We start from the raw sequence: 19,577 nt of genomic DNA, 5'->3' as shown, positions 1-19,577 counted from the left end.
ACCCATTTATATAAGCATTTCTAGAATTGTCGAATGCGAATCCCCGTCAATGGCGGCTGCGTTCGTTGCCGGTGGCGCCCGAAACGGCCTCACCTTTTGGAAAAATAAGGACAGGAAGGAATTGAAAAGCCTCGGAAAATAAGTATCGCTTCAATCTATTGCCCCCACCCGTCTAAAAATCTATTTTAACGCCTAGAGGAAAAATATGCGTATAGAAGAAATCCTTGCAATGGAAGAATCTCAGACTTTTGACCGCAAGAGCGTTAATATTGCTCCGCGCGATTTTTCGAACCATGTCTGTGCGTTCGCCAATGCGGATGGCGGGATTATCGTTGTAGGGATTTCAGACAAGACTCGTAGAATTGAGGGGGTCGATCATCACAAACGCGAAGTAAATGAGCTGCTGCGAGTCCCGATGGATTTCTGTATGCCGACAGTCCCTTTCGCTCACGAATTTGTTGAGTGCGTTGATTATAAGGGGCACGCGAACCATGTACTGGTATTCCATATCGAAGCAAGTCCGTTCGTTCACGAAAATCAGGCCCATGATGCTTATTTGCGAATTGGCGACAAGTCTAAGATTTTGTCTTACGATGACCGTATGACTCTCAGTTTCGACAAGGGCTTGCGATCGTTTGAAGATGTTCTTGTGCCGGAATCTGGTTATGATGATATTGATGAGGCTTATCTCAAAGAATATTTGAATTTAATCGGCTATTCTAAGTCTCCGCGTGAGTATCTGTTGCATAATAAGAACTTTGCTAAAGTAAAAGAGGGTGTTGTTCATTTGAGTGTTGCCGCAGTACTTCTTTTTGGCAAAAACCCGCAGTTGTTCTTCCCGCGTGCAAGAGTGCGTTTCATCCGTTATGAGGGAATCGAGGAAAAATTCGGTGCGGAAATGAATGTTGTTAAGGACGTAACATTTGAGGGGCGGATTCTTGAACAAGTTCAGAAGGCTGTCGCCTATATCCAGACGCAGATTAAGGAACGGACTTATCTGACTAAGGGAGGAATCTTCACGACGGAGCAGGAGTATCCTGAATTTGTCCGTACTGAACTTGTTGTCAATGCTGTGACCCATAGAGATTATTCCATTCGGGGGACGGAAATCCAGATAAAAATGTTCGATGACCATCTTGTTGTCGAGTCTCCGGGGAACCTTCCGAGCCAAGTGAAGATAGAAACGATCAGAAACGCTCATTTTGCCCGTAATTCGCATATTGCGGAATACCTGAAGGACTACAAGTATGTGAAGGATTTTGGGGAAGGTGTTGATCGCATGTGTCGGGAAATGGAGGCGCAGGGATTGCCGAAACCAGAATATCGGCAGGATGCTTTCATTTTGAAGGCTATCGTTAAAAATTCGGGATTTGGGTCGAAAAACTTAGGGATTGATGACGAAAACTTAGGGATTGATGGTAAAAACTTAGGGATTGCTCAGCTCAAATCTGAGATTTTAGATGCTAAGTTGAATGCCTCGGTAAGGGATAAAATATTGCAACTTGTGAACGAAATCCAAATAAATCAAGTTTTTGGTGCTGGCGATATTGTGGATATCTTAAAGTGTGCTCCGGCTACTGCGACCAATCTTATAAAGCGGATGAAAACGCTAAATATAGTGGAACCTGTTGTGGGCGCAGGCAAGGGAAAATACGTATTTCGTTGTGCTAAGTAGATTGTGTAATCATGAATCCACGCGAACTTCTCGTATTAATCAAAGGAGAAATAAAGACGGAAGAGGTCGAATCTCTTTCCTTTGATGATGCTAGCCGGAAATGTAAGGTTGTTTTTCGGAATGGTAGTGCTTATGAATATAGTGCCGGTAATGTTGTTTGTCTAAATAACCCTTGCCAGCATGATTTCAAAAAACAGAAGATTTCCGTAAATGGCATTGAACTTTACAATATTGAAAACATCTATGAGTTTTGTGACGCCAAATCGAACAAAAAATATTGGCATATTGTTTTCAAGGATAAGGCTAAAACCTATAAATATGATGAATTGAAGGTCCTGAATGAAACGAAGGATTCTTTTCAAAGTGCCGTCTTGAATTATTTGAAAGATGTTGCTGCAAACAATCCTTTGTTGGTTCAAGATTTTTGTGAAAATGATAATAAGAAAACGGATGCCTCCTTATTGCAAAAGCAATATGATAAAATAAAAGGAATCTACGAAGGCGAAGATACCGCGTTGGCTCTCTATTTGAAGTCCGACGTTCAAAAGGACTTGCAATCTACAGAGACTCGAAGTCTTGTTTTCCCGTTTGGTTGCAACCTCAGCCAAATCAATGCAGCTCAAAATGCGTTCAAATATACAATTAGCCTAATTCAAGGTCCTCCAGGAACCGGTAAAACACAGACGATTTTAAATATCCTGGCCAACTTGCTGATTCAAGGGAAGACCGCGTTAGTCGTATCCAACAATAACAGCGCCATAAAGAACGTTCAAGAGAAATTGTCTCAATACAAATTGGACTTTCTTTCGGCTATGCTTGGTAAAGATGAAAACAAGACAGCTTTTATTGAGTCGCAAAAGCCTAGAAAATTGGAACTTCCCATAGAAAAAAATCGTCCTAGTCTCGCTTCGTGGCAAAAGAACATATTAAAGAAAGTTTCCGACGCAAAACGGCTTTTTAGTGAGCAGAATGAGTTAGCTCGCGTAAAGACGGAATTTGAAAGTGCGAGAGTGAATTATGAGCATTTTAAGGACTATCTAGATGAATTGAAAATTTTAGACTACTCCGTTAAAAATCGGAATAATCTGAATCAATTCGATATAGAATCCGTTAGAAGCCAACTAGAATCAAATCTTAAGAATAACCCGTCAAGAAACAAGTTTTCTTTTTTTACTCGTGTTTGGCTGCGTTTTGTTAAGGGGCTTTCTAATTGGAAATTTCTCAAGGGCGATGTTGCTGCGATTATAGCAAGTCTTGAAAATTTCTGTTTTATAATTCGATTGGCTGAATATGGAAATCGCATTAAGTCTTTGGAAAATTCTGTAAAGGCTAATGAGCATGCCGCGTCTGATTTGCAGAGCTTTTCAAAATCAATTTTGTACGAGAATGTTTTCCGAAAGTTTAATCTGAGAAAAGAACAAACCATATATACAAAAGATGATTTGTATCGTAAATGGAGTGAATTCCTTAAAGATTACCCGATAGTATTCAGCACTACGTTTGCATCAAAGAGTGCGCTTAGTCCCAATGCCGTTTTTGACTATGTGATTATGGATGAATCTTCGCAGGTTGATATTGCTACGGGTGCGTTAGCTATTTCTTGTGCGAAGAATGCCGTGATTGTTGGCGATAGTAAGCAACTTGAAAAGGTGATGACAAGAGAAGAAAAAGAAAAGTATCAAGAAATTTTTGAAAAGCATAAAGTGCCTCAGATGTATAACTGTGCAGATGTGAGTTTCTTAGATTCTATTGGTCGCTTTATTCCCGAAGCAGCTAAAACTTTGTTGAAAGAACATTATCGTTGCCACCCGAAGATTATTGAGTTCTGTAATCAGAAATTCTATGACAATCAGCTGGTTGTTCTTTCTAACAATACAGAACAAAATCCGCTGGTAATTCATTGGACTGCTCCGACTAGTCGAGAAAATAATGTCAACCAGAAACAGATAGATGCAATTGCTCAAGAAGTGATGCCAACACTCAAAACGACCGATGTAGGAATAATTTCTCCTTATAATAAGCAATGCAGTGAATTGAGAAAGGTTGTTCCGAATATTGATATATCGACCATTCATAAGTTTCAAGGCCGTGAAAAGGATTCAATAATCTTTTCGACGGTAGATAATGTTTTGACCGAGTTTTCCGGAGATCCGCAAATAATAAATGTAGCTGTTTCAAGAGCAAAGAACAAGTTTATTTTGGTAGCTTCTAAACAGGAACAGCCAAAGGGTAGTATTCTTGATGACCTAATTGGCTACATTCAATACAATGCAGGAGAGTCTGTAGAAAGCAAGGTTTACTCCATTTTCGATGTTTTGTTTAGTCAAAAGTGCTGCACGAATTTCAGGAATATGGAAAGTATCTCGAAATATCCTTCGGAAAACATTGCGTACAGAATGATTCGTGATGTCTTGAAATCCTGTCCAAGTTTAGATGTATTCTTTGAGTATCCAATGAATCATCTAATTCGAGATTTTTCAAAAATAGCGGATAATCAGGCGTTGCTCAGTTATGCTAAACATCCTTCAACGCATATTGACTTTCTCATTACGAACCGTATTTCAAAAACGCCTATTTTGGCAATTGAAATTGATGGCGCGAATTTCCATAAGCAAGAATCTGTTCAGGCAGAACGCGATCGTATGAAAGATTGTATATTAGAACGATATGGCATTGATTATGTGAGATTTTCTACCAAGGGAAGCAACGAACGCGAACAGCTTGAAAGCAAGTTGAAAGCGTATATGGTAAATTAGGACAGAAAGGAATTGAAAAGCCTCGGAAAATAGTTGCATTTTGTCACTTTGTGTCAAGTGGATGGAGTTATATTTAGGTAGAATAGGAATCTATGGACTAGAGGAAAACAATGAAACTCTACACTGCACAAGAACTCTATAAACTGTTGTCCGAATCCGATGAATGCGTGTGGATTGAGGCTAAGGGCGCAAGCGATTCGGCTCAGTCGTTGATGGAGTCTGTCTGTTCGTTTAGCAACGAACCTGGGCTTGGCGGTGGGTATATTCTTTTAGGAATTGGTGAAGATACCAAGGTGCTCGACAATCGTTTTTGGATTGAGGGTGTTGAAAATCCAGATAAGGCTCAGTTGGATATTTCTACGCGGTGCGCGAGCATGTTCAATTTGTCGGTGCGGCCGCGAATCGATGTGGAAAAGCTTGATGGCAAGAATGTGCTGAAAATTTTCGTGCCGGAACTCCCAAGTCAACAAAAACCTCTGTATTTCAAGAGCGTGGGTTTACCGCAAGGTGCATGGCGACGAATCGGGTCAAGCGACCAACGATGCACAGAAGAAGACTTGTATGCCTTTTATCAAGATAATACGAGTTTCGATTCTTCTGTTGTCAAGAATACAAGTTTTGATGATGTCGATTTGGATGCCGTCAAGTATTACCGCAGATGTCGCAAAGAGGTTAATCCCAAGGCGGAAGAACTCAACTATAGTGACAGGGAACTTTTGGAATCGTTGGAATGCTTGACGCAAGATGGTAACCTTACATTTGCGGGTGCCATGCTTTTTGGAACAAAGCGGGTTATTCGAAGGTTTTACCCGTTGATGCGGACGGACTATATTCGTGTACGTGGAAATGAGTGGGTAGAAAATGTCGATGAACGTTTTTCTGCGATTGAGTTCATGGGGCCGCTCATGCTCCAGATTGACAGGATGATTGATGCGGTCTTGTCGGATTTGCCTCAAAATTTTTCGTTGAAAGAAGGGCAGATACACGCGACGACAAAACCCGACTTGCCGGAACGCGTGATAAGAGAGGCTATAGTAAATGCCATTATGCATCGTTCGTATCGGCATAACCGTCCGACTCAAATTATCCGCTACAACAATCGCATCGAAATAATTAATTCGGGGTATTCCCTGAAGGCGCAAGAAGAAATTGGAACCGCTGGGAGCGATACGCGAAATCAGTTGATTGCCTCGATTCTCCACGAGACAAACCTTGCGGAATTCAAGGGAACGGGGATTCGTACCATGCGTCGCCTGATGACCGGGGCGGGACTTTCGATGCCCACGTTTGAGTCTGACAGAACAAAGGATACTTTCACGATTCGGTTGCTCTTGCACAAGTTCTTTGACGAAGGTGACGTGGCTTGGCTTAGCGGCTTTGGCGAAAATCTTACGCAGGGTCAGCGTTCTGCCTTGATTTTTGCCCGTGAAGTTGGTGCTGTTGATACGTTGACTTATATGCAGATTGTCGGTGAAAAACGGAAATTGGCTGATTCAAACCTTGATTTTCTTAAAAAAATGGGCGTTTTGAAACAAAAGGGCAAAACGGTAGACTCGGTGTATTATGTGCTGAATTCGGATTTTGACGTGATCACCCCCCAAGTCACCCCCCAAGTCACCCCCCAAGTCACCCCCCAAGATGATATACAAACTAAATGCAATGAACTGGTCTTGTTCTGTAGAATCCCTCGGTCTAAAAAGGAGATGATGGCATTCTTGAAGTTGTCTGACCGAAAGAGTTTTGACAAATTGTACCTCAAGCCATTGCTTAACAAAAGAATACGTTATACTGTTCCGGATAAGCCGAATAGCCGGATCCAGAAATATGTGGCGATTGGTGAGAGTTAGATAAAACAGTCCCTCAACGGAGCATGTAAAAACAGAACATATTCTTTGAAAAAATGACCCCGAAAAAAACTATGCAACCCCTAAAACTTGAAGATCTCACCGCCCAGTTCGATAGCATCGTCCGCAGGTATCGCGACGGTGGCCTTATCGCTTACCGCGACGCGCGCTATTTCATGAACGACATGCTGAATCTTTTCGAGCGAATCGAAAGGCAACGCCTGTTTGTAAACAACGACGGAGCCAAGAAGGTCCTGGTCCATTTCACGAAAAAGCTCGGGAACCTGAACATTGACGACTCGAACGGCGAAATGTCGATTCTCCTGCCGGAGTTCAAGAATCTTTGGATGCTTTTCCTGAATTCGGCGTCGGCCGATGTCGTTACGGAATGCCGCAAGTGGATAGAGAACAACATCCTGAAGACGGAAATGTGGCTTGTGGAAGACGAACTGTGGGGCGCGTACAACGAGGCGTTCAACAGTGTGGCCGACCTGAAGGCGAAACTCAGGTATTTCGACAAGATTATCGAAAGCGAAAAACAGAGTGACAGTATCCGCTCGTACCGCATAGGGGGCTGGGCCCGTTCACGCGCTACCGTAATGCGTAAACTGAAAATGGACAATTCCGAAGTCAAGAAGTATCTTGCCGACTACGCGAATTTTACGGATTCCGCCTTTTTGCTGTTCGATATTTTGGTGGAAGAATCGAAATTCGAAGAAGCCGAGAAATGCCTAAAGCACTTGCTGGACACGCATAAAAACTGGTCGGGGCTTGCAGAAAAGGTCCATGCCAAGTTGAAAGAAATGTACCGTGCGACAGGCCAAACAGAAAAGTTCGGCGACATGCTGAAAACGATGGTTGTTACGCAATCCAGAATGGATTTTTACAAGGAGTACAAGGACTTTGTTCCAAAGCAACAGTGGAAAGTCGCTCTGGTTGAATTATTGAATTCGATTACCAAATGGGATTTTCGGATGGATGTCCTTGCGTACGAAAACATGACGGATGAACTCTATGCGTCTTTTTGCAGGGTGTTTTCGATTGGGCCGAGCTTTTTTTATTTCAAGCGTTACGGAAAGGCGCTGTGCCCCAAGTACAATGCAAAATTTGTCAAGATGTTCGTGGAATATCTGGATGGTGCAATGGAACATGCTAGCAACCGTAAGGAATACAGGAATGTTGTCCGTGAAGCGGGTGAGCTGCTCAAGTACGAAGGCGGCCTCCCGGAAGTCAATCGCCTGAAAATATCATGGCTGTCGCGGTTCAAGAATCGTCCCGCCATGAGAGACGAACTGGAAAAAATTTAGTCTCGTCAGCTGTTCGGAATTTCCGAACAACTGCGGCTCAACCTAATGTAAAATTTTCTTGCCCCTCTTGCCAGTTTTTCAAATATTAGGTACATTACATCCCAGCGCGTCATTCCCTAGAAAGGAATGATGCGCTTTTGCTTTATCTGGCTTTGCCGTAATGCGAGGGCGTTCCTAGTAAAAACAATAAACGCAGGAGGCCCTATGGCTAAAAAAGAGGTTATCACTTATTCTCAGCAGACGTTCGAGAATATCAAGCACACCGACGAAAATGGAACTGAATTCTGGTATGCAAGGGAATTGCAAAAAGCCTTAGAATATACCGAATATGGCAAGTTCTTACCCGTGATAAAAAAGGCTATCGAAGCATGTCGGAAAACCGGCTTTGATGAAGGAAACCATTTCGCCCACGTGAGCGAGATGGTCAATATCGGAAGTGGTGCAGAAAGAAAAATGGATAGCTACAAGCTTTCCCGTTACGCTTGTTACCTGATTGTGATGAACGGAGACCCCCGCAAAGAAGTGATTGCCCTGGGTCAAACATATTTTGCTGTTAAAACCCGGCAGAATGAAATTTAGGGGCTCAAGAAAAACGAACAGATCCTGGACCACATGGGTGCTACCGAGCTTGCGGCGAACCTGTTCCGCATTACCCAGACTGACGACAAACTCCGTCGTGAAAACATCAAGGGGAAGGAGCAGGCAAACGAAACCCATTATGCCGTAGGCAAGAAGGTTCGCCAGACGATTGCCGAACTTGGCGGAACAATGCCCGAAAATCTCCCCACGCCCAAAATCAGTGCCAAAAAGTTGAAGCAGGAACGTAAAAAAGCCGTTGCGAAGAAATGAAAAACTACGGCTCCCATTTTGCCGACGTCGGCAAAATGTTTATGTCATTAAAAACATGGATTTTTGCTAAAATTGGAAAAATGGGCAAAAATGTCGTAAAAATAGTTGGAAAAACGGACAAAATTAGTTGTTTTAAGGTTGGATAAACGGAAAAACTGATGATTCAACGTAAAATCGACAACTGGAGTCTCGTGGATTTTATGGAGAAGGTAGAAACTAAATGAAATTTTTAGCAGTATTCTTTTTGGCTCTTTCGTTGGTGGCGACAAGTTCTTTTGCTGTGTCGCTGAACCCTCCGCTGGTTCTATCGGTGCAGGAATATGAAGGGACTATGTCCTCTGACGATTTTGACTATAACGAGAGATCGGAGGCTGATCTTAGCGTGTTTAAGCCCTTTGTAGGCGTGATTTCGTTTATGCTTGTTATTTTCGGGTTTTCTTGGGGTGTGATGGGGGCAGCGGAACTCAAGGACGGGGGCGATAACGGAGGTGCGATGCTTGGTGGTGGCCTAGGTATAACTGCTTTAGGGGGCCTGGGTCTATACTGGGCATTTTGAAAAAAATGCAGCGGAACGCTGCACTATCTATTTTGAAACGTTTTCGACGTAAAGAATTAGATTGTAAAGCCGTGTATCTGCTTTGGACGATTCCATTGAACGATGTTCAATTTGTGTGAAGTAGGTTGAATCGGTTGTGTAGTATGTTAAAGGAATTGCGTCTAACTCTTCGTTGTTGGAAATCGGCTTTATTATATAGCAGTCATTGATAGTGCCGTTCTTGTCTCGGTATGGGAAAAACATCGCTTTCAAGTCATGTGGCTTTTTGGAAATGTGAATGGTTTCGTACATTTGATATTCTTGGTCGGCATCTGTTTTCTTGTAGATGTTGTATTCAAAATACAAACTGTCATTATTGATGCCTATAGCGTTGTGAATGCCTTCATAATGTGCTGTGTCGTCAACGGCAAGGAAAATACAAGCTTCGGGGGCTGAAGTTGCTTTTTGGGAAATGCTGGGTAGTGCATGATAGCCTTTTGCCGTTGCACAACCGCATATTGATAAGGTGATAATGCCTAAGATTGTAACTGCCCAGTAGCGGGTTCTTTTCATATTTTCCTCCAGAGATGACGTGTTGAGGGGCTTGGATAACTCTAATTATACATTATTCCGTATGTTGGCAGATTTCTTATAATGCATTTTTCTACATTTTTCCCAAAAGATAAGGACTCGCTTATGAACATTCTCGTCGTTGGTAGCGGTGGTCGCGAACATGCCATCGCTCTTGCAGTCAAGAAGTCGCCGCTGTGCGACAATCTCGTGTGCGCTCCGGGCAATCCGGGCATGGCAAACCTCGGCAAGTGCGTGCCGGTCGATGTGGCCGACCCGAAGGCTATCGCCGACCTCGCCGTGGCCGAAAAGATTGACCTCGCGGTCATCGGCCCCGAAATTCCGCTGGTCGCGGGCGTGGTGGACGAATTCCGTCGTCGCGGGCTGCGTGCTTTCGGCCCGACTGCGGCTGCTGCCGCGCTCGAAGGCTCCAAGGCCTTCAGCAAGGATATCATGAAGAAGTATGGCGTGCCGACGGCAGCCTTCGAGACCTTCACCGATCTCGCCTCCGCGAAGAAGTTCCTTGCCGAACACCCGGCTCCGATCGTGGTGAAGGCGTCGGGCCTCGCTGCGGGCAAGGGCGCCATCGTCTGCATGACCGACAAGGAAGCGAACGACGCTGTGGAAGAAATGCTCGGCGACAAGGCCGTCTTTGGCGAATCCGGCAAGACGGTCGTGATTGAAGAATTCATGGACGGCGAAGAAGCCTCCATCTTCGTGGTTTGCGACGGCAAGGACTACGTGATCCTCTCTTCTGCCCAGGACCACAAGCGCGTCTTTGACGACGACAAGGGCCCGAACACGGGTGGCATGGGCGCTTACAGCCCGGCTCCGGTAGTCACGGACGCTCTCCTCGACGAAGTGAAGAAGACGATTATCGAACCGACGCTCAAGGGCATGGCCGCCGAAGGCAAGCCTTACACGGGCGTGCTCTACGTGGGCATCATGGTGACTGCGAAGGGCCCGAAGGTCGTGGAATACAACTGCCGCCTCGGCGACCCTGAATGCCAGATTGTGCTCCCGCTCTACGACGGCGATGTGCTCGCCTTGTTCGACGCTGCCGAAAAGGGCGAACTTGCCAAGCTTGGTGCCCCGAAGGCTCCGAAGGGCAGTTCCGCAATCGTGGTGCTTGCAAGCGCCGGTTATCCGGGCTCCTACGAAAAGGGCAAGGTCGTGACGGGTATCGAAGAAGCCGAAAAGAACGGCGCCCAGGTGCTCCATGCCGGTACCAAAATGGTGGACGGCAAGCTGGTCACTAACGGTGGTCGCGTGTTCGGTGTGGTGGGCCATGGCGAAACGCTCCAGGCCGCTCTCGACATTGCTTACGAAGCCGCCGAGAAGGTTCAGTTCGAAGGCAAGTTCTACCGCAAGGACATCGGTAAGAAGGGCCTCGCCCGACTGGCGAAAAAGTAAGAAAATCCCCAAACGTGTCATCCTGAGCGAAACGAAGTGAAGTCGAAGGATCTCTTGCTTAAGGACGTTTTGCTTATCGAAAGCGCTCTGTTGTATGATTTGAACAAGGAAATAAAAATGCAGATTAACGAAGTTCCTAATGCAAAGGTCGGTATCGTTGCGGGTAGCAAGTCCGACCAGGAAACTGTAGATAAAATCACTGCGGTGCTCGACAGCTTCGGCATCGTGTGGGAATACAACATCCTCTCCGCACACCGCACCCCGAACGCCACCGCGAAGTATGCTCGCGAAGCCGCCGGGCGAGGCCTCCAGGTCCTCATCGGTGTCGCAGGCCTCGCTGCAGCCCTCCCGGGCGTGCTCGCAGGGCACACGATTCTTCCGGTCATTGGCTTGCCCTGCGCCGGCGGCCCGCTCAACGGCGTCGATGCCCTGCACTCTATCGTGCAGATGCCCCCGGGAATCCCGGTGGCAACGGTCGGCATCGGCAACGGCAAGAACGCCGGTTACCTCGCCGCCCACATCGTCGCCATCGCAGACCCCGCAGTTCGCGAGAAGCTTATTGCTTACCGCAAGAGCCTCGGAGATATTGAAGGGTAACACAATGTGGAATGTGTAATGTGAAATGTGGAATTAGATATTTCGCATCACACATCACACATTACACATCACACATTCGTTTATGCGCTTTTGTTCTTTACGTGAATTCGTCTTACTAACGGTGTTCTTTGCCGCGTTCTGTTTCGCCGGCGAACCGAACCTGCCGGAGGTCCAGGCCCCGTGGATGAAGGGAGAACGCTTGACCTTCAGTCTCGGTTGGGGCCCGATTACGGCCGGCACGGCGACCCTCGAGGTGAAGCCGCTCCCCGGAGGCAAGACGGAGTTCCTCTCGTTTGCGCAGGGCAACAGCGCCATCACGCGCATCTACCCCGTGTACGATACGGTCTATACCCGCGTGCGCAACAAGGGGCTCATGACGGAGGTCTTCCGCAAGAACCTCCACGAGGGCACGTTCCACAATACTTCCGTCATCCGGTTCGACCGCAAGGGCGAGAAGGCGTGGCTCTCCGACACGGTGTTTACCGACATGAAGACCCGCAAGGTCAAGCGCTCCGCCGATACCGCGGTCGCTATCCAGGGCATGGAACACAGCATCATGTCGGCGTTCTACTACGTGCGGACGATGCCCCTGACCGTCGGGGACACATCGCGCTTTTCGGCGGTGAGCGGCAAGAAGCGTTACGAACTGAAGGTGCTGGTCCACGGGCGCGAGTCGCTTAAGACATCCATCGGCACGGTGAACACGGTCAAGGTGGAACCCGTGCTCGACGGTGACGGCATCTTCAATTCCAATGGCCGCATCTTCATCTGGCTCACGGACGACGACCGCCGGATTCCGGTGCTCATGGAGTGCGAAATCGCTCTCGGGAGCATCAAGGCGAAGCTCATCAAGGCGGAATAGGGGCGTTTTTGGTTGATTTTCTGCAAGTTTAAGCAACTTTTACAAGGTTTGGCGTGAATAAAAACCGGATAATAAGTTATATTCCAAAAGTGATTCTATAATCAGAGGCTTTTAATGTTTAAGAAACTGTGTTTGACTCTGTGTCTTTCCGCGTTCCTTGCCTGGGCGCAGGATGACGATGAATTTGATGATAGCGACTTTGAGTCTGCTCCCGCTGCTGCATCCGAAGAGGGTGGTTCGGGTGCTGCCATGGCGTCTGACGACGACAGCGACTTTGAAGATGCTGAAGGCCCTTCCCTCACTGCTGCGCAGAAGCAGGACATGGAAGCCCGCAAGAAGTTCGAAGAGGAACAGCGCCAGGACGAATACGCGAACTCGCTCCGCCGTCGTAACTGGCTCAAGGACCGCTTGGTTTTCCAGGTCGGTATGGGTTCCCGCTACCCGTTCATGGGTGAAACCGGTATGGGCATGGGCTTCGGTATCGGTGCCGAGTACATTACCCGCTGGGGACTTGCTCTCTATGGTTCGGGCGGTATGCTTTTCAAGGGTGACGACAACGACTTCGAGGGCATTGAACTCGAAGGTGGTTACGGCTACAAGGTGGGTCTCAACTACTACCTGTTCCCCAAGAACCCGCTTCACCTGGGTGTTTCCGCCTCCTACGGTACGGTCTACTTCGACCACAGCGTGGAACCGGATGCCGATGGCGTTCGCCCGATTATCACGGTCAACGGTTTCCAGTTCGATGTCCTGATTACCTACCTCACGAACGAATGGTACTACCTGCAGTTCTCCGTGGGTATGTACTACGCTCCGGAACTCGCGAAGGATACTCCGGAAGAAAACCCGAGCCTGCGCTACCAGTCTGCGGGTAGTTCGAAGATTATCTCTTCCGTCGTTAACGAGGACGGTATGAACAAGACGGGTATCGTGTTCGGCATTGCCATCGGTTATGCCCTGCCGGAATTTTTCCCGGACGATACCGAAAAGCGTCGCCGCCAACGCGAGAAGGAACGCGAACGCGCTTCCCGCCGTTAATCGTGGCATGAAACCGGATTTTCAAGGGACCGCACTCGCGGCCCTTTTTTATTGCTATTTTTTCACTCACTATGGCTACAATCCCTACACGTAAAGACAATCTCGTCATTGAAAACATCCGCCCCCAGATTGAAGGTGGGCGTTTTATGCTCAAGCGTGAACCGGGCGATACCGTCACGCTCACCGCGGACATCTTCCGCCACAGTCACGAAAAGTACGACGCCGCGATTTTCTACCGCCACGTGAGCAAGAAGAAGTGGGAGAAGGCTCCCATGCACTTCGTGGACAACGACCAGTGGGAAGGCTCCTTCACGGTCAACAACATCGGCTACTACGAATACAAGATTTGCGCGTGGACAATAGCCCCGAAGGACGTGCCGACCGAAAGCCCGGTGATGATGCTCCGCGTGGACCCGACCTACAGCCGCATCGGCACGTGGTACGAGATGTGGCCCAAGAGCCAGGGCACCGACCCCAAGAAGAGTGCCACCTGGAAGGACTGCGAAAAGCAACTCGACTACATCGCGGGTCTCGGGTTCGATACCGTTTATCTAGTTCCTATCCACCCGATTGGCGTCACGAACCGCAAGGGTGCGAACAACGCCCTGCATGCAAAGACCGACAAGAAGGGTAAGCCGATTGAACCGGGATGCCCGTATGCCGTGGGTAACAAGAACGGCGGCCACTACGACGTGGACCCGGAACTCGGCAGCATGAAGGACTTCGAGCATTTCGCGAAGACCGCCCGCAGCAAGGGACTCCGCCTCGCGCTCGACATTGCGCTCAACTGCAGCCCCGACCACCCGTATGTGAAGAGCCACCCGGAATGGTTCTACCACGAACCGGACGGCAGCATCAAGTTTGCGGAAAACCCGCCCAAGAAGTACGAGGACATCTACCCGTTCGACTACTACAACGACAACTACAAGGCGCTGTGGCAGGAAATCGAGAACATTATCTTGTTCTGGGCCGACAAGGGCATCGAGATTTTCCGTATCGACAACCCGCACACCAAGCCGTTCCCGTTCTGGGAATGGCTCATCGCCGACGTGAAGGAAAAGCGCCCGGAACTCGTTTTCCTCGCCGAGGCCTTTACCCGCCCGAAGATGATGCACCGCCTTGCAAAGTCGGGTTTCGACATGAGCTACACGTATTTCGCCTGGCGTAGCGCCAAGTGGGAATTCGAGCAGTACCTCAAGGAACTCACGCAGAGCGATGCGAAGGAATACATGCGCGGAATCTTCTTCCCGACGACGCCGGATATTTTCCCGAAGTACCTCGCGTACAAGGGTCCGAACGCGTTCAAGCAGCGCTATTTCCTCGCGGGTACGCTTTCGAGCCTCACCGGCATGTACAACGGCTACGAGCTGTGCGAAAACATCCCCTCGCCGGTCAAGGAAGAACTTGCCGACAGCGAAAAGTACCAGTACAAGGTCCACAACTGGAAGGGCCCGGGTATCCAGGACTTTGTGCGCCGCGTGAACACCGCCCGCCAGGAACACGTTGCCCTGCAGGAATACGACAACCTGGACTTCCACTACTGCGCGAACGACCAGCTGATGGTCTATTCCAAGAAGACTGGTGACGACGTTATCTTGTGCGTATGCAACATGGACATGGACAACGCGCAGGAAGGCATGGTGGAACTCGACATGGCAAAGCTCGGTCTTTCGCAGGATTCGTTCTTCTTCTTGAAGGACCTGATTACCGACGAGAGCTTCGTATGGCGCGGCAACAGGAACTTCGTGCGTCTTGACCCCGCGAAGGCGCCCGGCCACCTGCTCGTGCTCAAGAAAATCTAGCGTAAATTTGCGTGTTATTGCGAGGTCCAAGGTCACGTAAAGTAAGCCCGCGTGCCGTTGCGCTCGGGCTTTATTTTATATATTCAAGATATGATTGATATTTACGCACTTGCAAAGAATCCGCTGGTTTTCCAGAAACAGCGCACTATCACGTCGGCATACATCGACGTCTCGGGCAAGATGGGCATCGCGCAGACGGTGCTCATGGTGCAGGACAACTTCACCGAGAATTTCGGCGCCATCAGGCAGGATAACTTCTGTGTTCACGAGAAGGGCGCCTACTGGGTTATCTACAAGGCGAAATTCAAGTTCTTCCAGCGCCCGTTCTGGCGCGACAAGGTGGTTACCACGTCGTTCCCCGCCGATAACGCGCCTATCCGCACATACGAGAATACGGCCATTACCACGCTGGAAGGCGAACCGATTATCCTCGCCGTGCAGGAAGCGTGCTGCCTGGATTTGCAGCGCCACCGCCCCGTGAAACTTTCTGCGGTCGGTTTCCCGACGGAAGGCGCCCCGGAGCCGTTCATGGACAACAAGTTCACGAAGTTCCCGGTGGAACCCGCGGAATACGTGGAGGTTTACCGCCAGAAGGTGCTGCCCCAGCATATCGACATGTCGCACCACATGAACAACATCGAGTACGTAAAGCTCGCGCTGAACGTGTTCTCTTCGGAAGATCTGGAACTCTGCATTCCTTCGATGCTCGAGGTGCACTTTATGGGAGAGACGCACGAGGGTCAGGAAGTGCGCATTTTCCGTGCCGACAAGATGGGTGCGACCTACATGAAGATTGAGGACGATGAAGGCCGCCAGGTCTTCGAGATGAAAATCAAGATGAAGTAATTGACTTGATGATATGAAAAAACTGCACGGTACAAACCATGCAGTTTTTTTGTTTTGTAGGAGTGATTCTAGAACTGGAACGACTTCCCGAGCGATACCGCGAAGGAGGTGTTGGTGTTCGTGTAGACGGTGCCGTGGAATCCGCTCGGGTGGAAATACGAGATTCCGAGCGTCGTGTTCCATTCCTTCACCTTGTCCGCGAAGGTGACGCCGTACTCGATGGCGAGCGAGCCTGCGCTTTCACCGAGGCGCGGGCCGAACCACAGGGAAGCGGTGGGCCTCCAGTCGGCCCTCTCGTCCAGGTTTTCCACGAGCCTTGCGTCTTCCAGGCGTTCGCGCTTGCTTTCGTAATCGCCTCCGCCCTGGTAGAACTGGATACCGCCCGCGGCTCCCAGGAACAGGTGGTTCCCGAGGTTGAATTCTGCACCCGCGACAATGCGTTCCTGCAGGTTCCAGAACGTATAGTCCTCGTCGCCGTCCTTGGAATCGAGCCAGGCGTTGTAGCCGTCAAAGTTGCAGGGAACGTCGTTGCACCCGAACTGGAGCGTGCCCGCGATTCCCGCGACGCTCGCGTTCACGAACAGCGGGGAAATCGCCCCCGCGGGGTGGAACTCGAAGCTGAGCGCTCCGCCGCCCGCGTTCACCTGCTCCACGTTGAATCCGGAAGCCGCGAAGGTCCCGTAGGCGTCGGCAGAAAGGGTAATCTGCTTTTCGCCATCCGGAGTGGATTTCGGCTGGTGGTATGCGGGGAGCGGCGCTGCCCCCATCGACTGCATCTGGGGCGGAATGCACCCGGTCAGCGCGAAGGCGGCGGCGATACCTGCCGCGAGTTTGCTTGCCGCAAGCATGAATGTCTTGTTTGTTCTCATTGTAACATCCCTTGGCCGGGGTCGCCCCCGGCGCTGTATGTATGTGTTTTCTGAAAGTTATCTTATTTGATGTTACTCGTCAATAGCCGCTTATTGCAGTTTTATGGCGCGGATGACGCAGGTCTCGTTCGCCCTCAGGGCTTGCAAGGTCAAGCGCGACGCGGAATAGCCGTTACCTGCGGTAACGCGCGTGTTGACGATTTCAGGTAGGGGTAAAACTTTGGTAACAAACGCATTTTGCACCGAGTTGTTACCAAGATTCGCCTTTCCGTGCGAATTTGTACCGAAATAGACCTCGCTGTTCTGGCAGGTGCCGCCCAGGTACTCGACGCTCAGTTCCTTGTAGTTGTCAAACGAGAACGTTCCACCGAAATCAAGATGGATGCCTGCGTAGCGTTCCTTGAAGGTAAATGTCGTTGCGTCGACGTTCAGGACCTTGCCGGTCTCGATGCCGGTAGATTCGTTCCAGTTCACGAGCGGGTAGATTGCCGGGAACATGTCGGCGCCCCTGATTGCCGCAGGCTTTTCGCCAAACACCCTGGCCGAGGTAATCAGCCTTGCGTTCCTGAGGGTAACATCGCCCCCGTTGCTGTTGAGCACCAGGCGAAACCAGCGGTACTTTGCCATCGCGCCCTTTGCGGTAGGCATCTGCCAGCGAATCGCGTGGAAGTTGCCGTCCTGCTTTACATTCAGTTCGTCGAGTTGCACCTGTCCACCGCCGCTCTTGTTCGGTGTCAGCAAAAGTTCCGCCTTCATCCAGTTGCTCTTCGGGTTATTCACCCTGATTTCGACCTCGAAGATCGCCCCCTCGGGTACGTCCTTCGCATTGTCGATGGTCATTACCCGCTGCCAGCCGGAGGGGAGCCGGAACTGTACTTCCTCGTCGCTCTCGGTGGCATCGGCGTTGTAGTCGTATCGCATGTAGCCGAACCGCTTTGTCTGCAGAATTCCACCGTTCGCGATAATCTCGGGCATCTTGGAATTGTCCATGCAGCTTGTAGCGGGCGAGAAGATTCCGGTGAGTTTCGCGTTGCGGAACTGCTTTTGCGTGGTGTCGTAGTCGAGTTTTGCCACCTCGCAGAGCAGGCGCCACACGTCGGTCTGCATTCCCTTGAGCACGGTGCTGTCAATCTTGCCGTCCGAATTTACCGGCGGCTCAATATGGCGCCCGCTGATGGGCTCGCCAAACCGCGGGTGGCTTGCATCTACCGCGTACACGGAACCGGCGGTGGACTGTGCTCCGGGCGCCTCGAACGGGAAACCTTCATGCGACTTGCTGAACGCGCAGTCGCTGCGGATGGCAAGGTCGCCGTCGCATTGCAGGTCGATGGCGCTCGCCGTCGGGATAAACGTGCTGCTCGCCTGGTAGAGCGTGTCGGCATCCCACACGTTGTCGAACTCGATGGTATACCCGATGTTGGATATGCCTATGGTGAATTTCATGTCGTCGGGAATGGCATCCAGCATGCCTTCGCGGAGCGCCTTGTAGATGGTGCGCGCGAAGGGGTAGGTGCTGCCCTGGATAAAGTCGTGGCTCGCGGTTCCCTTCGGGCCTGCCGTCTTGTTCTGGTCAAGGAATTTGTACACGTGATTGTGCGAGAATTCCTCGCTTTCGGAGGTGCTGGCCATCATGCGGCTTTCTGCCCTGCCCCAGGGCTCGCTGCCCCTCTTTGCGGCCCTGTTGAGGCTGTAGTACGTTTTTGCGTGCTCGGGCGACTTGCCCTTCATTTGCCCCTGCGCGATGAGTACCGCGGGGAACCCCTTGTAGTTTGCCGCCTTGCGGTATTCGCCGAACAGGAACCTGTCCGTGCTCGTCTTTACCTCGTAGGTGCCGTTGCCCGCTTCGGTATCGTAGAGCAGCAGGTCGCGCGCGCCCGGCGAGGTAATGAGGTCGTTGAACGCCTCTGCCGCAGGCACGGCCGCCTTGTTCGCCCAGAAGTCGAGCGTGGAGATGAGCCCGCGGGGCATTACCGCACCCTGGTGGGGCGAATCGAGCGAGGCGTACAGGCGCACGGGTGCATCGCCCGGCTTGCGCCTGGAATCGTACAGGTACGAAGCGTAGCGCCCGAGGATTCCGCCCTGGCTAATCCCGAGCACGATGAATCCGTCCTCGGTCTTGTTCAAGAAGGGAATGTTCGCGTTGCTGTTCAGGTAGCCGAAGAGGTCGGCGAGGAAGGTCGCGTTCGTCTGGAGCGGCGCGCGCACCGTCTCCTGGAACTGAACCAGTACGGGCGTGTAGCCGAGTGCAGTGAGGATTCCCGGAATGCCGAACGCCTCGGTCTCTTCGTGCAGCTGGTCGAGGGTGCGTGCCTCGTCGGTACTCAGGTGGATGCCGTCGATAATGAAGAACGGGCGGCTGAGCGCAATCTTGAAGCGGGCCGACTCGTCGACGACCGGGTCGATGACGCGGAAGCGCACCATCGGGACCGTGTTGGTGGAAACCTTCTCGCCAGCGGAATCGTAGCACTTCGAGAATACGGGCGAGGGCGACTTCGAAATGCAATTGCCGGAGGCCTTTTCAAAGAAGTGAAAATCCGTGTGCGTTGCGCTGGCGGTGCCTGCGGAGGCAAGCGCGAAGGCGATTGCAGATGCGATGCGGTAGAGCTTGTTCATG

At 50.2% G+C, this 19,577-nt stretch carries 15 protein-coding genes and 1 pseudogene; 13 read left to right on the top strand and 3 right to left on the bottom strand.

Annotation, left to right across the window (positions count from 1 at the left end):
* Positions 1-4: 4 nt before the first annotated feature.
* From BUA44_RS16175 to BUA44_RS14040, 7 genes and pseudogenes are all read left to right on the top strand, one after another.
* Positions 5-142 (top strand): DUF4357 domain-containing protein, encoded by a 138-nt coding sequence (locus BUA44_RS16175; protein WP_369806422.1) that lies wholly within the window; start codon positions 5-7, stop codon positions 140-142.
* 63 nt (positions 143-205) lie between these two features.
* Positions 206-1,675 (top strand): ATP-binding protein, encoded by a 1,470-nt coding sequence (locus BUA44_RS14065; protein ID WP_072813289.1) that lies wholly within the window; start codon positions 206-208, stop codon positions 1,673-1,675.
* 11 nt (positions 1,676-1,686) lie between these two features.
* A complete protein-coding gene (locus tag BUA44_RS14060; RefSeq protein ID WP_083579647.1) occupies positions 1,687-4,431 on the top strand; it encodes an AAA domain-containing protein in 2,745 nt (914 codons plus the stop codon).
* 110 nt (positions 4,432-4,541) lie between these two features.
* The gene (locus BUA44_RS14055; protein WP_072813287.1) at positions 4,542-6,278 is read left to right on the top strand and encodes an ATP-binding protein; all 1,737 of its coding nucleotides are present in this window, start codon (positions 4,542-4,544) and stop codon (positions 6,276-6,278) included.
* Positions 6,279-6,349: 71 nt separating this feature from the next.
* The gene (locus BUA44_RS14050; RefSeq protein ID WP_072813286.1) at positions 6,350-7,582 is read left to right on the top strand and encodes a hypothetical protein; all 1,233 of its coding nucleotides are present in this window, start codon (positions 6,350-6,352) and stop codon (positions 7,580-7,582) included.
* Between the two features lie 204 nt (positions 7,583-7,786).
* Positions 7,787-8,431: pseudogene (locus BUA44_RS16170) on the top strand (BRO family protein).
* 220 nt (positions 8,432-8,651) lie between these two features.
* Positions 8,652-8,987 (top strand): hypothetical protein, encoded by a 336-nt coding sequence (locus BUA44_RS14040; protein WP_072813285.1) that lies wholly within the window; start codon positions 8,652-8,654, stop codon positions 8,985-8,987.
* Between the two features lie 27 nt (positions 8,988-9,014).
* Here BUA44_RS14040 and BUA44_RS14035 read toward each other — a convergent pair whose 3' ends face one another.
* Positions 9,015-9,539 carry a hypothetical protein gene (locus BUA44_RS14035; protein WP_072813284.1) on the bottom strand — a complete coding sequence of 175 codons (525 nt, stop codon included), beginning with the start codon at positions 9,537-9,539 and terminating at the stop codon, positions 9,015-9,017.
* 123 nt (positions 9,540-9,662) lie between these two features.
* Between BUA44_RS14035 and purD the strand changes: the two genes are divergently transcribed.
* The 6 genes from purD to BUA44_RS14005 all read left to right on the top strand — a co-directional run bounded on the left by purD (position 9,663) and on the right by BUA44_RS14005 (position 16,094).
* Positions 9,663-10,949 (top strand): phosphoribosylamine--glycine ligase, encoded by a 1,287-nt coding sequence (gene purD, locus BUA44_RS14030; protein WP_072813283.1) that lies wholly within the window; start codon positions 9,663-9,665, stop codon positions 10,947-10,949.
* Positions 10,950-11,066: 117 nt separating this feature from the next.
* Positions 11,067-11,546: a 5-(carboxyamino)imidazole ribonucleotide mutase gene (purE, locus tag BUA44_RS14025; RefSeq protein ID WP_072813314.1), complete on the top strand. Its 480-nt coding sequence runs from the start codon at positions 11,067-11,069 to the stop codon at positions 11,544-11,546.
* Between the two features lie 82 nt (positions 11,547-11,628).
* Positions 11,629-12,408, top strand: a complete 780-nt coding sequence (locus tag BUA44_RS14020; protein WP_083579646.1) for a DUF3108 domain-containing protein — start codon at positions 11,629-11,631, stop codon at positions 12,406-12,408.
* Between the two features lie 114 nt (positions 12,409-12,522).
* Positions 12,523-13,446, top strand: a complete 924-nt coding sequence (locus BUA44_RS14015; protein ID WP_072813282.1) for a hypothetical protein — start codon at positions 12,523-12,525, stop codon at positions 13,444-13,446.
* Between the two features lie 71 nt (positions 13,447-13,517).
* Complete coding sequence (locus BUA44_RS14010) at positions 13,518-15,248, top strand: maltotransferase domain-containing protein (RefSeq protein ID WP_072813281.1); 1,731 nt, start codon at positions 13,518-13,520, stop codon at positions 15,246-15,248.
* 90 nt (positions 15,249-15,338) lie between these two features.
* Positions 15,339-16,094 carry an acyl-[acyl-carrier-protein] thioesterase gene (locus tag BUA44_RS14005; RefSeq protein ID WP_072813280.1) on the top strand — a complete coding sequence of 252 codons (756 nt, stop codon included), beginning with the start codon at positions 15,339-15,341 and terminating at the stop codon, positions 16,092-16,094.
* A 68-nt stretch (positions 16,095-16,162) separates the two neighbouring features.
* On the opposite strand, the gene BUA44_RS14000 is transcribed toward BUA44_RS14005, so the two are convergent.
* Together BUA44_RS14000 and BUA44_RS13995 are read right to left on the bottom strand one after the other, a co-directional pair.
* The gene (locus tag BUA44_RS14000; RefSeq protein WP_143152019.1) at positions 16,163-16,963 is read right to left on the bottom strand and encodes a hypothetical protein; all 801 of its coding nucleotides are present in this window, start codon (positions 16,961-16,963) and stop codon (positions 16,163-16,165) included.
* 90 nt (positions 16,964-17,053) lie between these two features.
* Entirely contained in the window at positions 17,054-19,576 is a 2,523-nt protein-coding gene (locus BUA44_RS13995; protein WP_072813278.1) for a hypothetical protein, read from the bottom strand.
* Position 19,577: the final 1 nt, after the last annotated feature.

This window comes from Fibrobacter sp. UWR3 (assembly GCF_900143055.1).
In the GTDB taxonomy this organism is placed as follows: Bacteria; Fibrobacterota; Fibrobacteria; order Fibrobacterales; family Fibrobacteraceae; genus Fibrobacter.
Note: the sequence above shows the minus strand (reverse complement) of the source record. Positions and strands in the feature narration are given on the sequence as shown.

Coding starts and splice junctions, on each gene's coding strand:
- BUA44_RS14050 (WP_072813286.1), top strand. CDS start 6,350: ATGCAACCCCTAAAACTTGAAGATCTCACCGCCCAGTTCGATAGCATC.
- BUA44_RS14005 (WP_072813280.1), top strand. CDS start 15,339: ATGATTGATATTTACGCACTTGCAAAGAATCCGCTGGTTTTCCAGAAA.
- BUA44_RS14000 (WP_143152019.1), bottom strand. CDS start 16,963: ATGAGAACAAACAAGACATTCATGCTTGCGGCAAGCAAACTCGCGGCA.
- BUA44_RS14060 (WP_083579647.1), top strand. CDS start 1,687: ATGAATCCACGCGAACTTCTCGTATTAATCAAAGGAGAAATAAAGACG.
- BUA44_RS13995 (WP_072813278.1), bottom strand. CDS start 19,576: ATGAACAAGCTCTACCGCATCGCATCTGCAATCGCCTTCGCGCTTGCC.
- BUA44_RS14040 (WP_072813285.1), top strand. CDS start 8,652: ATGAAATTTTTAGCAGTATTCTTTTTGGCTCTTTCGTTGGTGGCGACA.
- BUA44_RS14010 (WP_072813281.1), top strand. CDS start 13,518: ATGGCTACAATCCCTACACGTAAAGACAATCTCGTCATTGAAAACATC.
- BUA44_RS14015 (WP_072813282.1), top strand. CDS start 12,523: ATGTTTAAGAAACTGTGTTTGACTCTGTGTCTTTCCGCGTTCCTTGCC.
- BUA44_RS14055 (WP_072813287.1), top strand. CDS start 4,542: ATGAAACTCTACACTGCACAAGAACTCTATAAACTGTTGTCCGAATCC.
- BUA44_RS14035 (WP_072813284.1), bottom strand. CDS start 9,539: ATGAAAAGAACCCGCTACTGGGCAGTTACAATCTTAGGCATTATCACC.
- purE (WP_072813314.1), top strand. CDS start 11,067: ATGCAGATTAACGAAGTTCCTAATGCAAAGGTCGGTATCGTTGCGGGT.
- purD (WP_072813283.1), top strand. CDS start 9,663: ATGAACATTCTCGTCGTTGGTAGCGGTGGTCGCGAACATGCCATCGCT.
- BUA44_RS14065 (WP_072813289.1), top strand. CDS start 206: ATGCGTATAGAAGAAATCCTTGCAATGGAAGAATCTCAGACTTTTGAC.
- BUA44_RS14020 (WP_083579646.1), top strand. CDS start 11,629: ATGCGCTTTTGTTCTTTACGTGAATTCGTCTTACTAACGGTGTTCTTT.